The following is a 16,754-nucleotide window of genomic DNA, read 5'->3' on the forward strand; positions in this document are numbered from 1 at the left end:
AAGCTAAATAATTGAAAAACAAATAATTAAACTAATGCGCGATTTTATTAAATTCACTAAAAGCCAAAAACTAAAAATTATTATATTCTTTATTTTGTTTAAAATAATTAAATTTGCGCCATGTTAATTGAAATTTTTAAATCAAAGATTCACCGCGTTCGCGTAACAGAATCCGACCTTAATTATATCGGCAGCGTAACCATCGATGAAGATTTGCTGGATGCCTCCGGAATCATCGTCGGAGAGCGCGTTTATATCGTAAACGTTAACAACGGCGAACGTTTCGACACGTATGCGATTAAAGGCAAAAGAAAATCCGGTGAAATTTGTTTAAACGGCCCGGCAGCGCGCCGCGTGCAGAAAGGAGACATCATTATTATCATGTCTTACGCGCAGATGACGCCTGAAGAAGCAAAAACTTTTCAGCCGAAAATTATTTTCCCCGACGAAAAAACCAATCTCCTTACTTAATTCCTGATTATTTTCTTTTGGAAAATTCAAAAAAAACGCCCTTTTTAAAGACTTTTTTAACAATTGCCATTTCGCTTGCAGTTGCCGCGCTTTTTATGTGGTGGGCGCTAAAAGGAATGGAATTCGAAAAAATTGCCGGTTATTTTGCTAAAGCCAATTATTTTTGGGTTTTCGTTGCCGCGATTTTTGGCGTTTTAGCTTATTGGTTCCGCGCGGTACGCTGGAATTTGCTATTAGAGCCGATGGGTTATAATATTTCAACTTCCAATTCTTTCTGGACGATTTCTTTCGGATATTTAATGAATCTTACTATTCCTCGAAGTGGTGAAGTAGCGCGTTCCACGGCGCTTTTCGGGGTTGAAAAAGTTCCGGTTGACAAATCTTTCGGAACCATCATTCTGGAGCGCGTCATCGATCTAATGTGCATGCTGGTATTTCTCGGGCTTACACTTATTTTTAAATACAAAGCAATTTTAGCGTTCTACTCCTACGTCACAGCAGAAAAGGGAAAAAATGCCGAAACAAAGGGGAATTTTTCTTTAATTTTTTTTGGTGCCGCAGTTTTAGTTTTAATAATTTTAGCGGTTTTACTTCGGAAAAAATTAGCGCAATTCGCTATCTATAAAAAAGTTCTGAATTTTGTAAACGGAATTTTCCATGGTCTGACTTCCATATTTAAAATGAAGCAAAAAGCTAAATTTTTAGCATATACCGCCGGAATTTGGGTTTGCTATTATCTCGCAGCTTATTTGGTTTGCTTCGCTTTGCCAGAAACTTCGAATTTCACTTTCGCTGACGGCTTTTTCATCATCGTTGTCGGCACTTTGGGAATGATGGTTCCGGCTTCTGGCGGAATTGGCGCTTTCCATTTAGCTTTAAAATTCGGTATAATGGCGCTGTTTCTTTCGATGGGAAAAAACCCTGAAGAAGGCGGTGAAATCGGGCTTTCTTACGCTTTTATTTCGCACACTATGCAACTCGTGCTGATGTTGGTTTTAGGCGCGGTTTCCATTCCGATCCTGGCAAAAGCAAGAAATAAGGCGGTAAAAAACCAAAATTTTAAATTTTAATACCCGAAATAATATTTTTCCTCACCAGGAATAGTGTCAATTTGGTTTCCCAGAGAAGTTTTCCAATAGCTGGTTGGTGAAAAATAATCAGCAAAAGCATAAGGCAGTTCTTCAGGTTCCAGTTTTTGAAGAATGTTTGCGAACCATTTCACGTAAACTTCATTTTTACCGCGACAATTTTCCAGAAAATTTTTTTCTTTTTTCATGAAATCGTCCGTTAATTCTTCGATGTTTAATTCTATTTCCTTGTTTTGGTACTCATAATTCGATTGTAACCACAACGAAGCAAAAACATTCATTTCTTCGCGGTTAACAATGGTGATGAAAGAACACCGCCAGGAAAGTCCGGAAGGAGACAAAGACGGAACAATTCTCAAATTCTCAAATCCTCGTTTATGCAATTCGCGCGCAACAAATAAAACTTTTTGATGATTGAGCATATAAAAATTGGTTTCCATAATTTTGATTTTTAAACTAATAAACTGCTAAAAATTTCAAGCTCCGAAGGCTCTTTTTAGTAAACTTTCGACCTTCGGTTCGCTTCCACGGAAATCTCTATACAATTCCATCGGATCTTTTGTGCCGCCCGACGACAGTAGAATTTTATATTTCGCAGAAATTTCCGGGTTAAAAATGCCATTTTCTTTGAAATACTGAAAAGCGTCCGCATCCAAAATCTCTGCCCATTTGTAGGAATAATATCCTGCTGAATATCCGCCCTGAAATATGTGTGAAAAGCTCGTGCTCATTGCAGTTTCCGGGTTACTTGGGTAAAGGTTTGTCGCTTTTGTTTCCTCCACTTCGAAAGTTTTGATGTCGCCAATTTTTTCCAGATTTGAGTGATAACCCATATCTAAAATTCCGAAACCGATTTGTCTCAAAGTCTGGTAACCTTCCATAAAATTCTTCGATTCTGATATTTTCTGAATTTTTTCGTTGGGTAAAACTTCCCCGGTTTCATAATGTTTTGCAAAAGTTTGTAAAAATTCCGGCTCATAGCAGTAGTTTTCCAAAAACTGCGAAGGCAATTCCACAAAATCCCATTTTACCGAAGTTCCGGAAAGGTTTGGATAAGTGGTGTTCGCTAAAACGCCATGCAAAGCGTGCCCAAACTCGTGGAAAAGCGTAGTAACTTCCTGAAAAGTCAGCAAACTCGGCGTTTCAGAAGTCGGTTTTGAAAAATTGCAGACCACCGAAATATGCGGACGGTGATTTTCACCATTTTTAATGAACTGGTTTTTAAAACTCGTCATCCAGGCGCCTGCGCGCTTTCCTTTTCGCGGGAAATAATCGGCGTAGAGTAGGGCTTTGAAACTTTCGCCTTCAAAAATTTCATACGTTTTCACCTCTGGATGATATTTCTGAAGTTCCGTGGTTTCTTTAAATTCTAAACCAAAAAGTTTTTTCGCCAAACTGAAAACCGCGTCCTGAACTTTTTCCAGCTGAAAATACGGTTTTAGTTCTTCATCATCAATATCAAATTTCTGTTTCCGTAATTTTTCGGCGTAAAAAGCGTGATCGTAACTCTGCATTTCTTCAATTCCGTCAACTTTCGCGAGTTTTTTTAGGTCATCAATTTCTTTAACCGCAAACGGTTTTGCTTTTTCTAAAAGCTCGTTCAAAAACGACCGAACCTGCGTTGGAGATTTTGCCATGCGCTCTTCCAAAACAAAATCTGCATAATTTGCGTAACCCAAAAGTTTCGCCTTTTCCTGTTTTAAAGAAATCAAATCTTTAATCAGATCCTGATTATCGAATTCATTTTTCTGGAAGCCTTTTTTGCCGTTTGCTAAGGCCAATTCTCTACGCAAATCGCGGTTTTCGGCATAAGTCATCAGCGGTAAAAAGCTCGGATATTGCAAAGTCACCACAAATCCGTCGAGATTTCGCTCTTTCGCATCTTCACGGTATTGCGCTAAAATCGGCTCCGGAATACCGGCAAGCATTTTTTCATCGGTGATGTGCTTAAAATAATTATTGGTTTCCGCCAAAACATTTTGCCCAAATTGCAGCGATTTTTTCGAAAGTTCGATGCTGATATTTTTAAATTTCTCCTTTTCTTCATCGTTCAACAAAGCCCCGCTTCTCACGAAACCTTTGTACGTTTCGTTCAAAAGCATTTGCTGCTCTTCGTTCAGATTGTATTTTTCTTTTTCTTCGAAAACCTTTTTTATTTTTTCGAAAAGCTTTTCGTTTTGCGAAATTTTAGTCGAAAATTCGGTTAAAAGTGGCGAAACTTCCTGGGCGATTTTCTGGATTTCATCGTTGGTTTCCGCAGAATTTAAATTGAAAAAAATGGCCGAAACAACATCCAATTTTTGTCCGGAAAAAGCCAAAGCTGCAATGACGTTTTCAAAAGTTGCTTCGTCGGAATTGTCAACTATTTCATTAATTTCCTCTTCTGAAATTTTAATTAATTCCTGAAAAGCCGGTAGAAAATGTTCTTCCTTAATTTCATCAAAAGGTGCAGCATTATATTTGGTTTCGAACGGTTGTAAAAGTGGATTTGTCATTTTATTGTAAAAATTTGAAGGCTAAATTTACGGAATTCTGACCAAAACATTTTTTTTGGATGAAAGCGCTGAAAAAATTCGGTGCTAAAACCGGCTTTTTTTTCAATTTGGTAAATGCTTTTTAAAAAATTTAAAATTACTAACATTTTTTCTGCGCTTTCCGACACTTTTTTTTAATAATTCCGAACACTGTTAAAATATTGATAATCTTTGAAAGCATCAGAAATAATTACCTTAAATTTGTGCCTTATTCCGCGAAAATCGAAGCATTCGGAATAAAATTTAAACAGAAAATTTATTTAATGAAAAAATTTACGGCTCTTGCCCTACTTTCTATAGCGCTGCTTTCCTGTAAAAAAGAAACAAAAACCGTTACGAAAATCGATCCTGAAACCGGAAAAAGCGTGACTGTTGAAGTTCCGGCAGGAAACGCAAACGATTCTACTGCCGTTGCGCAATCAAATACAGCAAATTCTGCTCCGGCAATTTTCGAAACCGCAGGGGTCTACAAGCAAACTTTCAAACTGGAAAAAGGCCAGACTTATCCGCTGAAAACTTACCAAAAAGATGTGCAAACCATGACGGCGCCGGACGGAAAATCGCAAAGCGGAACAAGCGAAATGACGGACGAAATGTCTTTCACCGTGAATGATTTTAAAGACGGAATTTATGATATTTCGATCAATTTAGTTGGTAAAAGAAACTCGCAGTCTGCGAACGGAAAATCCGTTTCAGTGGATACCAAGCAGGCTGAACCTAAAGATGAGCAGCTGAAAATGATGTGGAAAGTGAATAAAGCTTTGGTCGGAAACAAATTGAATCTGAAAATGACTGAAACCGGAAAAGTGGTTTCTATTACAGGTTTTGATGCTATTTACAACAAAATTTCTGCAGCGGTTGGAAGCACGATTAAAGACGCAAAAGCAAAAACTGCGTTCCTGAGCAGCTTTAAACAAAGTTTTAATGAAAAAATGCTGAAAGATCAAATCGCGAAAAATCTGGTTTTAATCCCGGAAAAAGGCGTGAAAATCGGTGAAAAATGGACCGAAAGCGAGAACGCAACACCGGACGGAAAAATTAAGCTGGTGACGACTTACGTTTTGAAAAATGTTGGGAACGGTATCGCGCAAATCGGTGTTTCTGGTGGAATCCCGAAAAAATCTGATAAACAGACGCAGCAGGGAATTACGCGCAGCATGTCATCGGAACTTTCGCAAAACGGTACTATTACGCTTGACCAAAATACGGGTTGGGTAAAAAACCAAAACATCAGCGTGAAAACTTCGCAGTCCGAAACGCTGTCAGACGGTAAACAATCGCAAACCATGAAATCATTATCAAACTCAACAGTCGTGGTAAATCCAGGAAAATAAGCCGCTAAAACAGCAAATTTTTTCGTTTTCCACATTCAATAGTAAAAACTAAATGAAATTTATTTTAGAATTAATTCTGACTACGGTTGTCATTTTTTTTGTTTGGAATATTTTGAAACGCTTATTTTTCACCGCGGTTTTTAAATTTCCAAAAGCAAATAACACTGAGGAAAAAAGGCAGGAAAAATCCAAAAAAAAGCTGAAGTCCAAGATTACCTGGGACGCAGAAACTGTAGATTACGAAGAAGTAGAAGAGAAAAAACCAAAATAATCCTTTGACAACAGTCAAAGGGTTTTTCAAAATAATAAAGTTTAAAATGGTAAAAAACAGAAATCTAATTTTCATCCTCGGTTCTCTGGTGCTGTTCGTGCTTCTGGCGGTGATTTACGCCAATCCGGTGCTTACAGGCAAGCAGCTCTTTCAGCACGACATCGTGCAATACAAAGGCGGCGCCAAAGAACTGCTGGATTACCGCGCGCAAAATGGCAAAGAAACTTATTGGAGCGACTCGATGTTTGGCGGAATGCCGACGTATCAAATGGGCGCGCAGTTTCGCGGAGATATCATCAAAAACATCGATGATTTTCTGAATTTTTTACCAAAACCTGCCAACTACATTTTCCTGCTATTTTCCGGATTTTTCCTGCTTGGAATGGTCGCTGTCAGAAACTGGAAATATGCCCTTTTAGGCGCCACTTTTTTCGGTTTATCCACCTATTTTTATATCGCACTTGCTGCCGGACATAACGGAAAAATCCATACTGTTGCATATTTTGCGCCGCTTTTAGCCGGAATTTTACTGGTTTATATCCGGAAAAAATATGTGGTCGGATTTATTGTGACCGCGCTTTTTATGGGCTTGCAGATTGCGGCCAATCACCCGCAAATGACTTTTTACCTTTTTATCGCGCTCGCATTTTTGTTTATTTCTGAATTAATCCGCGCTTTTCAGGGAAAAACCGACTGGAAACATTTTGGAATTTCAACCGGGATTTTAGCGCTTGCTTTTGTCTTAGGTGTCGGCATGAATTCTCAGCGAATTATGGCGAATTCCGAATATATTACAGAAACGGTGCGTGGCAAACAAATTTTAAACAACGAACGACATTCCGACGACAAAACCGGCATGGACAAAGAAAGTATGCTCATGTGGAGCTACGGAAAACTGGAAACGCTGAATCTCTTTATCCCAAGATTAATGGGCGGCGCGAGCAACGAAGCCGGTTCTGATGAAATGATGGCAAAAGTACAGCAGCTTGTTCAGGAAAATGTGACCTCACAGCAGGAAATGGACCAGATCGGAAAAGGTTTTGGCTCGCTGACCTACTGGGGCGAACAGCCTGGAACTTCCGGACCGGCGTATCAAGGCGCCGTCGTGTGTTTTCTTGCGGTTCTTGGTTTTTTCTTCGGCTGGAAAAAATACCGATACTGGATTTTGGGTGCCTCGGTTTTGACCGTACTTTTGGCGTGGGGCAGCAATTTTATGTTTGTTTCTGATTTCTTTATCGATTATGTTCCGTTTTATAATAAATTCCGCGCACCAAGTTCAATTTTGGTAGTAGTAGAACTGCTGTTTCCGCTGATTGCAATTGTAGGTTTATACCGCTTTTTCAATTCCAAAGAAACTGCAGAAATTGCAAATGAAAGTTCGCTGACCTTTGAATACAAAAAGAAAATTTTGCTTGTTGTAAGCGGCATTTTTTTAGGAATTACTTTGCTATTACTCGTTTTCGGAAAACCAATTTTAGGTTTTTATACCGATACCGAAAAGACCTATCTGCCGCCCTATCTTTTAGAATTTCTGGTTGATGAACGCTTTAAAATGTTCGCCGCAGATGCTGTGAAAGCGCTTATTTTTGTCGCCATTACAGCAACCGTACTTTTTCTGAGCTTAAAGCACAAAATTTCTCAAAACGTCGCGTTAATCGTGATTGGTCTGGTCAGCTTTGTTGACCTGTGGAGCGTCAACAAACGATATCTTAATAACGATAATTTTATCGACAAAGCCTTCACCGAAAATCCGTTTCAAACTGAAAGCTCCGATATTTTAATGCAGAAAGTGGGTGAAAATGCCAATTTGGTTTCGCTTTTAAATAATATAAATGTCAACAAAACGTTGGAAACCATTGCGGAAAAAGATCAAACGCATTACCGCATTTACAACCAGGTTTTAGGTGCGTTTGGTGAAACGAATACTTCGTACTTCAAATCTTCGGTGGGCGGTTATCACGCGGTGAAACTGAGACGATACGACGATTTAATTACTGAATATTTCGGAAAAATGGATACGGTAAAAGTTCCGCGAATTCTGAATATGCTGAACACGAAATATCTCATTTTCGGCAATACAGAAAAACCTGAAGTCGTTACGAATCCGGATGCAAACGGAAATGCTTGGTTTGTTTCTGATGTTAAATTCGTGAATTCACCTAACGAGGAAATTGCACAAATTGGTGAAATCGATACCAAAAAAATTGCTGTCGTTTCAAGTGCTGACAAAACTTATTTTAACGGAAAACCGCTTCAGGCTGACTCAACCGCATTTTTAAAATTAACCAATTATCAGGCGGATGAGCTGGAATTTAAAACACAGTCGAAAACGCCGCAATTAGCTGTTTTCTCGGAAATTTATTACCCGAAAGGCTGGAAAATAAGCATTGATGGTAAAGAAGTTCCGTACATTAAAGCGAATTATTTGCTGCGCGCAGTGCACGTTCCCGCGGGAAATCACACCGTGAAAATGGTTTTTGCACCGGATGTTATCGAGACCGGAAAAATCGTGTCGCTGATCGCGTTTGGTATATTTTTGCTTTTAAGCGGACTCGGTTTATATTGGCTGTTTCGTAAAAAAGCTGCCGCAAAAAATTCTGTGGTAGAAGAGCAAGAAATTTCTGTTTAAAATTATTTGCCGTTTTAACGGCAATTTTTTTCGTTTTAATAAATGGATTCACCAAGAAAAATATTAATCATCACTTACTACTGGCCGCCCGCAGGTGGGCCTGGCGTGCAGCGTTGGTTGAAATTCGTGAAATATTTACCGGAATTCGGTTGGAAACCCACCGTTTTTATTCCGGAAAACCCGAGTTACCCAATTGTTGATCAATCTTTGGGGAACGAAGTTTCAAAAGATCTTGAAATCATCAAAACCAAAATCTGGGAGCCGTACCAAATTGCAGAATTTTTCGGGAAAGACAATAAAAAGTTTAAAGCAGGCCAGTTTGATGTCGGCAATAACCAATCTTGGAAATCCAAACTTTCCATCTGGGTTCGCGGTAATTTTTTCATTCCGGATGCGCGGAAATTCTGGGTGAAACCGTCGGCAAAATTTCTAAAAAAATATCTTCAGGATAATCATTTTGATGCATTTGTAACCACCGGTCCGCCACATTCTATGCATTTAATTGGTTTGGAACTGAAGAAAGAATTTCCGGCTTTAAAATGGCTTGCTGATTTTCGCGATCCCTGGACGGAAATTTCCTATTACAAACATTTAAAATTAAGCAAAAGCGCCGACGACAAGCACCGCGATCTGGAAAGGCAGGTTTTTAAAACTGCCGACATTACTTTAGCCACCAGCTTTTCTGATGCTGAAAATTTCCGGAAAAATGGTGCGAATGCCTTCTGCATTACCAATGGTTTTGACAGAGATTTGGAGGAAAAATTAACGGTTAAAAAGGCAAAAAATCCCAAATTTACTTTAAGTTATATCGGAGTTTTGGAGCAACTTCGAAATCCAGAGATTTTATGGAAAGTTTTGGGGGAATTGACCAACGAAAATGAAGAATTCAAGCAAAATTTTGAACTTCGTTTTGCAGGTAGAATTGATGCGAAAGTTTTAGAAAAAATTGCGGCTTTTAACCTCAAAAATTTGGTTAAAAATCTGGGTTATCTCTCGCACGGCGCCGCGAATGAGGAAATGCAGAATTCAGATTTGCTGCTGATCACCAATTTTCCGGATGAGCAGTCGAAAGGCATAATTCCGGGAAAAATTTTCGAATATCTGGCGACGGGAAACCAGATTCTGTCCTTTGGCCCGAAAGACAGCGATGTGAAAAAAATTCTGCTGGAAACGAATGCCGGTGAACATTTCGCTTACGAAGAAACTGCGCGCTTGAAAAGTTTTCTGCTTGAAAAATTCAATGAATGGCAAAGCGGAAATGCTGTGGCTAAAACGCAAAATATTGGTCAGTTTGCCCGGAAAAATTTAACCCAACAACTGAGCGAAATTTTGGAAAAAACGTCCGCGTGAGGGCGTAGGCGGAAATCCTTTGTTCCGTGGCGCGGCGGTGAAGCCGCCGCGCCAAGGAACAAAGATTGGGAGCCGAAGACCGACCGGAACAAAAAAAAGAGCAAAATGAAATTTTGCTCTTTTTTTGTGTAGGCACGCCAAATATTATAACCAGCCCATTTCTTTCATCCACTCGTCGTTGTAGATTTTCCCGACGTAACGCGAACCGTGATCGTGCAGTAAAACCACCACTACATCGTCTTTAGTAAACTGGTCTTTCATCTGCAACAAAGCCGCAATTGCGCTACCCGCGGAATATCCGCAGAAAATACCTTCTTCTTTGGCCAGTTTTCTTGCGAAAACCGCACCGTCTTTATCGGTTACTTTTTCAAAATGATCAATAACCGACATGTCATAATTAAGCGGAATAATGTCTTCGCCAATTCCCTCTGTTACGTAAGAATGCGCTTTTTCCGGGTGAAATTCGCCGGTTTCGTGATATTCTTTCAAAATGGAACCGTAAGTATCAATTCCAATGATTTTGATGTCCGGATTTTTTTCCTTGAAAAACTGTCCACAGCCCGTTACCGTACCGCCTGTTCCGGCACCCGCAACGAAATGTGTCAGTTTTCCTTCTGTTTGTTCCCAAATTTCCGGCGCAGTAGTTTCGTAATGCGCCACGCGGTTTGATAAATTATCATATTGGTTTACGTACCAACCGTTTTCGGTTTCTTCGCCGAGACGTTTTGAAACGCTGTAGTAGGAGCGTGGATCTTCCGGCGTGACGTCGGTTGGACAAACAATAACCTCGGCGCCAACGGCTTTTAAAATATCATTTTTTTCTTTGGACTGTTTGGAATTGGTCACGAAAATACATTTGTAACCTTTTACGATCGCTGCTAAAGCCAGACCCATTCCGGTATTTCCGGAAGTTCCTTCGATGATCGTTCCACCTGGTTTTAGGCGTCCGTCTTTTTCCGCGTCTTCAATCATTTTAAGCGCCATTCTGTCCTTTACAGAATTTCCGGGATTAAAGGTTTCAACTTTCGCCAAAACCAGCGCCGGGAAGTCGTCGCCTAGCACTTTGTTAAGTTTTACAAGCGGGGTATTTCCTATCGTTTCTAATATATTTTCTGCGTATTTCATATGGTTTTTTGCGTATTAATTCCGTAATTATAACAGCTATAATTACGGGTTTGCAAAGATATAACTTAAAATTTTAATTGTATTTAATGGCTTTTACCGGCGATATTTTGCTGATGAGATAACTCGGTAAAACCAGTGAAATACCGGAAACTACAAGAATGCCGGCGGAAATCATGAGGATGTAAAAAATGTTGAGTTCCACCGGAACCACGCTTAAGTAATAATTTTCCGGGTTCAAAGTAATTACGTGGAAATATTTCTGAATCAGTAAAAAGCCAATTCCAATAATATTCCCGATCAAAAGTCCCGGAACCATGATAAGCAAAGTGTAATTAATGAAAATCGTACGTATTTGTCCGTTTGTCGCCCCCAAAGTTTTCAGCATTCCGATGGAGTTCGTGCGTTCGATAATTAAAATGAGAAGCACCATAATGATATTGATAATGACCACAATGAGCATAATGATAATGATTAAAGCAATGTTCATATCAAAAATAGCAATGAAATCCATGATTTGCGGATATTCTTCAGTGGCTTTTACCGTATAGTTTTTATAACCGACAAGTTTGTCAATCTTCGGTGCGTCCTGGTCGATGTCGTTGATGTCTTTCAAAAAAACATCTATTCCGCCGACTTCCCTCTGAGTCATTCCCTGAATTTTCCGCGCATGGTTAATGCCGCCAATCACGAAAATATCATCGATTTGCTTGATATCAGTTTTATAAATTCCGACCACTTCAAATTTCCGGTAAAGTGGACTTTGGTTTTCTTTTGAAAAAATAGCGATAATGCTGTCTTTTACATTCAGATGCAGGTCGTTTGCAATTTTTGCAGAAATACAAATTCCGTTATTAAAACCTTTTTCGGTGATTTTTGGCGTATGTCCGGCAACCAGAAATTTGCGAAACCGCGCACTGTCAAAATCTTTACCGACACCTTTAAAAATAATTCCGGCAAAATTGTGTTCGTTGCGGAAAATTCCACTCGCTGCTACATATTTTTGCGTTGCGGCGACATCTGGTAAACCTTTGATTTTCGGGACCTGTAAACCTTCGGTGCTTAAAACCGAGGAATTATAAGAATTATTAGACTGCTTGGATTTTATGGAAATATGCCCGGAAAAATCTGCCATCCTTTCTTTAATCGCTTTTTTTGAACCCAGTCCTGTTGACACGGTAATGAGCGAAACAATCACGCCAAGTGCCACAGAAAGACGACCAATAAAGACAATAACCCGTGAGAGATTATTTTTGTTATCTTTGGAAAAAGCAATTTTTTTAGAGAAATATAACGGAAATTTCAAGCAAATGATTTTAAAGACCAAAATTAAAGATTTACTTCTGACTATGCTAATTTATTTTGGTTTTTGCCAGATGGGTTTTGCGCAAAACATTGATAAAAACTGCTTTAAAACCGGCGCCGACCGGCCCGAATTATACCTGCCTTTGCTTAAAAATAAAACCGTGGCGTTGGTCACCAATCAAACCGGACTTTTAAGCGACGGCACTTTTCTCGTAGATTTTTTGGTAAAAAATTCGGTCAAAATACAGTCAATTTTTGCGCCCGAACACGGTTTCCGAGGCGATGCTGATGCTGGAGAACATGTAAAAAATGGCGTTGACGTTAAAACCGGAATTCCGATAATTTCACTGTACGGTAGCAATAAAAAACCAACTGCGGCGCAGGTGAAAGGTCTTGACATCATTGTTTTTGACATTCAGGACGTAGGCGTTCGCTTTTACACCTACATTTCAACTTTAACTTTGGTGATGGAAGCCGCCGCGGAAAATAACGTGGAAGTTATGGTTCTGGATCGGCCAAATCCGCATGACGGCTATATTGACGGCCCGGTTTTAAAACCACAGTGGCAAAGTTTTGTCGGCATGCATCCAATTCCCGTGGTCTACGGTTTAACAATTGGTGAATATGGTAAAATGGTAAACGGTGAAAAGTGGCTTTCAAAAGGCATTCAGGCGAAATACACACTGATCCCAATGCAGCGTTACCACAAAAAGCAGCGCTACGAAATTTCCGCGCAACCTTCACCAAATTTGCCGAATTCCCGCGCAATAAATATTTATCCAAGTTTATGCTTTTTCGAAGGCACGCAAGTTTCCGTAGGTCGCGGCACCAATTTGCCTTTTCAGATTTTCGGCTCTCCATGGACCAAAAATTTCCCTTTTACATTTAGCCCAAAACCTTCTGCTGGCGCAAAAGATCCTTTCATGAACGGTAAATTATGCTACGGCAGAAATCTTTCGGAAACTAATACAGATTTGCGGATGATCAATTTGGATTGGCTTCTCGAATCTTATAAAAACTACAAAAATCCGCAGCAGGACTTCTTTCTGAAAAATCTTTTTTTCGATAAACTTGCCGGAACAGATCAGCTTAGAAAGCAAATTATCGCCGGAAAAACCTCGGCGGAAATTAAAGAAAGCTGGAAAATCGACCTTGATGCTTTTCAGAAAATCAGGGCTAAATATGTAATTTATGCTGATTAAGCGGCGAATTTTTCACAAATCTAAAAGCTGGCTTTCACCTGCATGGAACCGATGTGAATGGTTCTTTCACCGGAGTTTCGTCCTTCATAATTTACGTTCAACTGGATAAATGAATTCACTGCCTGTTGTAAAAACAGCGACCAAACCTGGTTTTTTCCGGGTTTTAAACCGTCGAGCATTTGATTTCCAACGATTGAAAAATTATTTCCGGTGAAATCGTTATCGATAAAAGAAAAATTTCCTCGCACCGAAGTTTTCCGTCTTTCCCACTGCAAACCGCCGGTTATATCAAAAGTTTTCAAAAATTCCGGGCCGTCAAGACGTTTTTTCTGACGGAAAGCGGAAGACATTTCAGCCTGAATTGCATCGGTAAATTTATAAATTGCTTTCGGTCTGCTTTCTAAATTTTGAAGCTGGTAATTTCTGGTCGAAAAAAGTTCGGATGAGTTGTGGATTTGTTGTAAAGAATTTTCCCATTCTAACCGGAAATTTTCCCCGAAGAAATGCCCAATATTTGCGAAATGCGAAGTCTGGCTGCGCTCTTCATTGCTGAAATTTGCGTTAATTAAATTGTTATTGTCGATGAAACGGTAATTTCCGTTCCAGCCTGATTTTTCGGTTTGATTAAACTGCACCGAAGCTAAAATATTCTGATTTTTCAAGATTTGATTTTCATTATTTTCAAACGGATTGAAAACCACAACTTTTTCTCTTTTCAGATAAGAGTTTTGCGAGTTTAATGAAATGTTGAAATTCCAGCGTTTCAGAAACTGATTTTCCGAATTGAAAACCACCGCGGGATTCACAAAAAGCGCGAGCTGTAATTTATTTTTATTCGACGGAACAAAATTTACGGTGTTCGTGTAAACGCGGATATACTGCGCCAAATCAGCATATTCCGCGATTTCAAACTCATCAAGTTGCTGAATTCCATCGCCATTATAATCTGTCCATTTGTAAATTCCCTGTGCGTCGGTCACTTTAATGTACTGAAATTCGCGCTGCGCTTCCTGGCCATTTCCCAGTTCGTAAAAAGCCTGCAAACGCATGCCATTATTGAACAGCTGTTGCTGATAAGTGAGGTTTCCAAGCACAAAATCTTGGTTATTTTGGCTATTGTAATTTTTTTGCTGATTGAAAAATTTCCGATATTGAACAAGCGCCGTCAGTGTGGAATTTTCATTTTTAATGAGCTGACTTTCTGCGAGAAAACCTAAGATTCGGTTGCTGTTTTCCAAACGGTTATCACGCACGGAATCATTATCGCGAAGGTAAATTTTGCTTAAAAGTTTCAGTCGCGCGGAATCGCCAATTTTCTTTTGTAGAAAAATTTCCTTCCAGCGAAAACTCGTAACATCCAGCAACTCAGTTTGATTAAATTTTTTCAAATTGTGCTCCATTCCGGCGCCTAAAGTCCAGCTCCCTTTCTTACCGAGATATTCTGTTTCGGCGCCGCCGCGTAGAAATTGGGTGTCCTGAAATACAGATTTCGTGTCGAGGTAAGAAATTTTACCTGTTGTTTTAATGTTTTTTTTCAAAAAACCGAAATCCAAATCGTTTTTTACGCCTTGGTAAGAATTTTTTTCCTTTAGATAATTTAGTTGGTAATTTAGAAAAGAGTTGTTTTTCCATTGGTTTAAAAAACTGAAAATCAGTCTGTTTTGTGTGATCTGGTTGAATTCCTGCGCTAAGTTGAAATCGCGCGAGAATTCCACATCATTGATGCGGTCCAGAATATGAAACTGCGAGCTGATGTGCTGATATTCAAAACTCGGCTTTCCTTTCCATGTATTTTTTGTGAAAGTTTTAAAACCAAAAATTCTGCCGGCAAAACCGAGGTTTTTTTCCGAATTTTTGCTTGAGAAAAGATTAACGTCAAAATTGCTCAGCGAAAAATCTGCGCCAACTTTCCCATCGTTCAGAAGAAATTCTGCATTGGTAGAAAAAACCTGAGATTTTTGTGGCGCAGGCAACTTCCGAACCGCGCGGTAATTTCCGTTTTGCGGCCCCACGTATTCGAACACGCGACCGTTATTCGTGGTTTGCTTTATGCGGTAATCACCGTTATTATCGCCAAAACTGGTGAACGAAACCTGATATAAAGTCTGCGCTTCATCTGTAGAAAATTCATAATAATTGCCGGTAGAATTCTGTCTTAAAGCATACAGGATTTTATTAACATCGTATTCGGAAACCGTTCCGGAAGGAGCGTACATAAATTCTGGATTATTGCCGGCATTTGCGAGAATTTTTTCATCTTCTTTGGATAAATTTAAAGCTAAGGGCGCATTTTTATTATCATTTTCCAGAAACCAGTTTAAGCCAATTTTCAGTTTTTCACGCTGATGCTGAACGCCGCCGGTAACCAGAAAACGCGTGTAATTCCGGTTCGTGTAATTATAGGAAATCGTGATAAAATTCTGGCGCAAGATCGGCCGAAAACTGGTAAACGTAATTTCGCCCGTGTTGTAATTGATGACATAATCCAGACTTTCACCTCGCTTCATCAAAATTCCGTCAATAAAAACCTGCTCCGAGCCGGAAATAATGGTGATGAACTGCTCGCCGTTTTTGCCGTTCAAGCGATACGGACCCTGGTTTCCTTCAATTCCTTCAAAACGTACGCGATGAAATTCGCTTCGCTCCACGCCCGCAGAAGATTCCACAAAGGTTTTATTTTCCTTTCCAAATGACGTTTCGAACTGCAAACCCATGCTCCGCCTTTGGTAGCGACCAAAAAAAGTCTGATCATCGACCAAATCTAAATGTCCGGCGCGTAAAATTGAATTTTCTTTGATGTTCAGCTGCATATAAACTTTGTCGAATTCTTCCAAAGTTTGCGTGTAACCATCTGCCTGAACCGGCAAATTGTGGTCTGAAATCGATGCTAAAATTGTGACGTCCGGTGAAAGTCTGCCGGAAATCTGAAGATCCATGGAACTTTGCACGCTTTGTCCCTGATTATTGCCGAAAGTTATTCCGCGAATTATTGAGCCTTTCGAATTGAGCTCGCCCAGCGCTTGTGATTTGGCGTTTTTTACGATTACGCCTTCATCAACAATGGTTTTACTCGGCAAACGGATGAAATCTAAAGTATCTTTTGAGAAAATATCTTTGTTAATTTTTGCCGCCAAAATGGAGTCTTTTTTTAAAGAATCCTTCGGAATATTGGGATTGGCCCACGAAAAAATTTGCGCATTCAGCAGGTAAAAAGCGAAAAAAAAGGCGGAAAAAGCAAGTAATTTTTTAATCAAAGTGCGCAAACAAAGTGTAAAAATAACGAAAAACTGCGGCTAAAATTGTAAACGGTTCAGCACTCACCAAAAAGATAATGCTTTGCTAATTCTGTAAATATTTTGCAAGTTTTATGAAAATTAAAATTATTGATGCTGTGAACGTTAAATTTTGTTCAAAGAAAATATAATTCCGGAAAATTTCTTAAATTCGG

The 16,754-nt window shown here is 39.4% G+C and carries 12 protein-coding genes; 7 read left to right on the forward strand and 5 right to left on the reverse strand.

All coding sequences use genetic code 11. The features are described from left to right. Window positions 1-120: 120 nt before the first annotated feature. Both panD and BMZ55_RS00405 read left to right on the forward strand, forming a co-directional pair. Complete coding sequence (panD, locus tag BMZ55_RS00400; protein ID WP_089817684.1) at window positions 121-471, forward strand: aspartate 1-decarboxylase; 351 nt, start codon at window positions 121-123, stop codon at window positions 469-471. Window positions 472-488: 17 nt separating this feature from the next. Continuing rightward, window positions 489-1,541 (forward strand): lysylphosphatidylglycerol synthase transmembrane domain-containing protein, encoded by a 1,053-nt coding sequence (locus BMZ55_RS00405; RefSeq protein ID WP_089817686.1) that lies wholly within the window; start codon window positions 489-491, stop codon window positions 1,539-1,541. Here the strand turns inward: BMZ55_RS00405 and BMZ55_RS00410 are convergent. After that, window positions 1,538-1,999 carry a hypothetical protein gene (locus BMZ55_RS00410; RefSeq protein WP_089817688.1) on the reverse strand — a complete coding sequence of 154 codons (462 nt, stop codon included), beginning with the start codon at window positions 1,997-1,999 and terminating at the stop codon, window positions 1,538-1,540. The genes BMZ55_RS00405 and BMZ55_RS00410 overlap by 4 nt on opposite strands. A 36-nt stretch (window positions 2,000-2,035) precedes the next feature. Continuing rightward, complete coding sequence (locus BMZ55_RS00415) at window positions 2,036-4,054, reverse strand: M3 family metallopeptidase (RefSeq protein ID WP_089817690.1); 2,019 nt, start codon at window positions 4,052-4,054, stop codon at window positions 2,036-2,038. 302 nt (window positions 4,055-4,356) lie between these two features. Here BMZ55_RS00415 and BMZ55_RS00420 point away from each other — a divergent pair, with 302 nt between their 5' ends. From BMZ55_RS00420 to BMZ55_RS00435, 4 genes are read left to right on the forward strand one after another with little or no spacing between them, the layout of a single operon-like run. Then, window positions 4,357-5,427 (forward strand): DUF6263 family protein, encoded by a 1,071-nt coding sequence (locus tag BMZ55_RS00420; protein WP_089819325.1) that lies wholly within the window; start codon window positions 4,357-4,359, stop codon window positions 5,425-5,427. A 52-nt stretch (window positions 5,428-5,479) separates the two neighbouring features. Continuing rightward, window positions 5,480-5,698, forward strand: coding sequence for a hypothetical protein (locus BMZ55_RS00425; RefSeq protein ID WP_089817692.1), 219 nt, complete (start codon window positions 5,480-5,482; stop codon window positions 5,696-5,698). A gap of 46 nt (window positions 5,699-5,744) precedes the next feature. Continuing rightward, the gene (locus BMZ55_RS00430) at window positions 5,745-8,327 is read left to right on the forward strand and encodes a YfhO family protein (protein WP_089817694.1); all 2,583 of its coding nucleotides are present in this window, start codon (window positions 5,745-5,747) and stop codon (window positions 8,325-8,327) included. A gap of 42 nt (window positions 8,328-8,369) precedes the next feature. After that, on the forward strand, window positions 8,370-9,677 hold the full coding sequence (locus BMZ55_RS00435) for a glycosyltransferase family protein (protein WP_089817696.1): 1,308 nt from the start codon (window positions 8,370-8,372) through the stop codon (window positions 9,675-9,677). Between the two features lie 144 nt (window positions 9,678-9,821). Here BMZ55_RS00435 and BMZ55_RS00440 read toward each other — a convergent pair whose 3' ends face one another. Together BMZ55_RS00440 and BMZ55_RS00445 are read right to left on the reverse strand one after the other, a co-directional pair. Next, on the reverse strand, window positions 9,822-10,802 hold the full coding sequence (locus tag BMZ55_RS00440) for a PLP-dependent cysteine synthase family protein (protein ID WP_089817698.1): 981 nt from the start codon (window positions 10,800-10,802) through the stop codon (window positions 9,822-9,824). Between the two features lie 73 nt (window positions 10,803-10,875). Next, complete coding sequence (locus BMZ55_RS00445; protein ID WP_089817700.1) at window positions 10,876-12,105, reverse strand: ABC transporter permease; 1,230 nt, start codon at window positions 12,103-12,105, stop codon at window positions 10,876-10,878. 4 nt (window positions 12,106-12,109) lie between these two features. Here BMZ55_RS00445 and BMZ55_RS00450 point away from each other — a divergent pair, with 4 nt between their 5' ends. Continuing rightward, window positions 12,110-13,306: an exo-beta-N-acetylmuramidase NamZ family protein gene (locus BMZ55_RS00450; RefSeq protein ID WP_089817702.1), complete on the forward strand. Its 1,197-nt coding sequence runs from the start codon at window positions 12,110-12,112 to the stop codon at window positions 13,304-13,306. Window positions 13,307-13,326: 20 nt separating this feature from the next. Here BMZ55_RS00450 and BMZ55_RS00455 read toward each other — a convergent pair whose 3' ends face one another. Further along, window positions 13,327-16,512 carry a hypothetical protein gene (locus BMZ55_RS00455; protein ID WP_089819327.1) on the reverse strand — a complete coding sequence of 1,062 codons (3,186 nt, stop codon included), beginning with the start codon at window positions 16,510-16,512 and terminating at the stop codon, window positions 13,327-13,329. Between the last annotated feature and the right edge of the window lie 242 nt (window positions 16,513-16,754).

This window comes from Kaistella treverensis (assembly GCF_900114045.1).
GTDB lineage: Bacteria > Bacteroidota > Bacteroidia > Flavobacteriales > Weeksellaceae > Kaistella > Kaistella treverensis.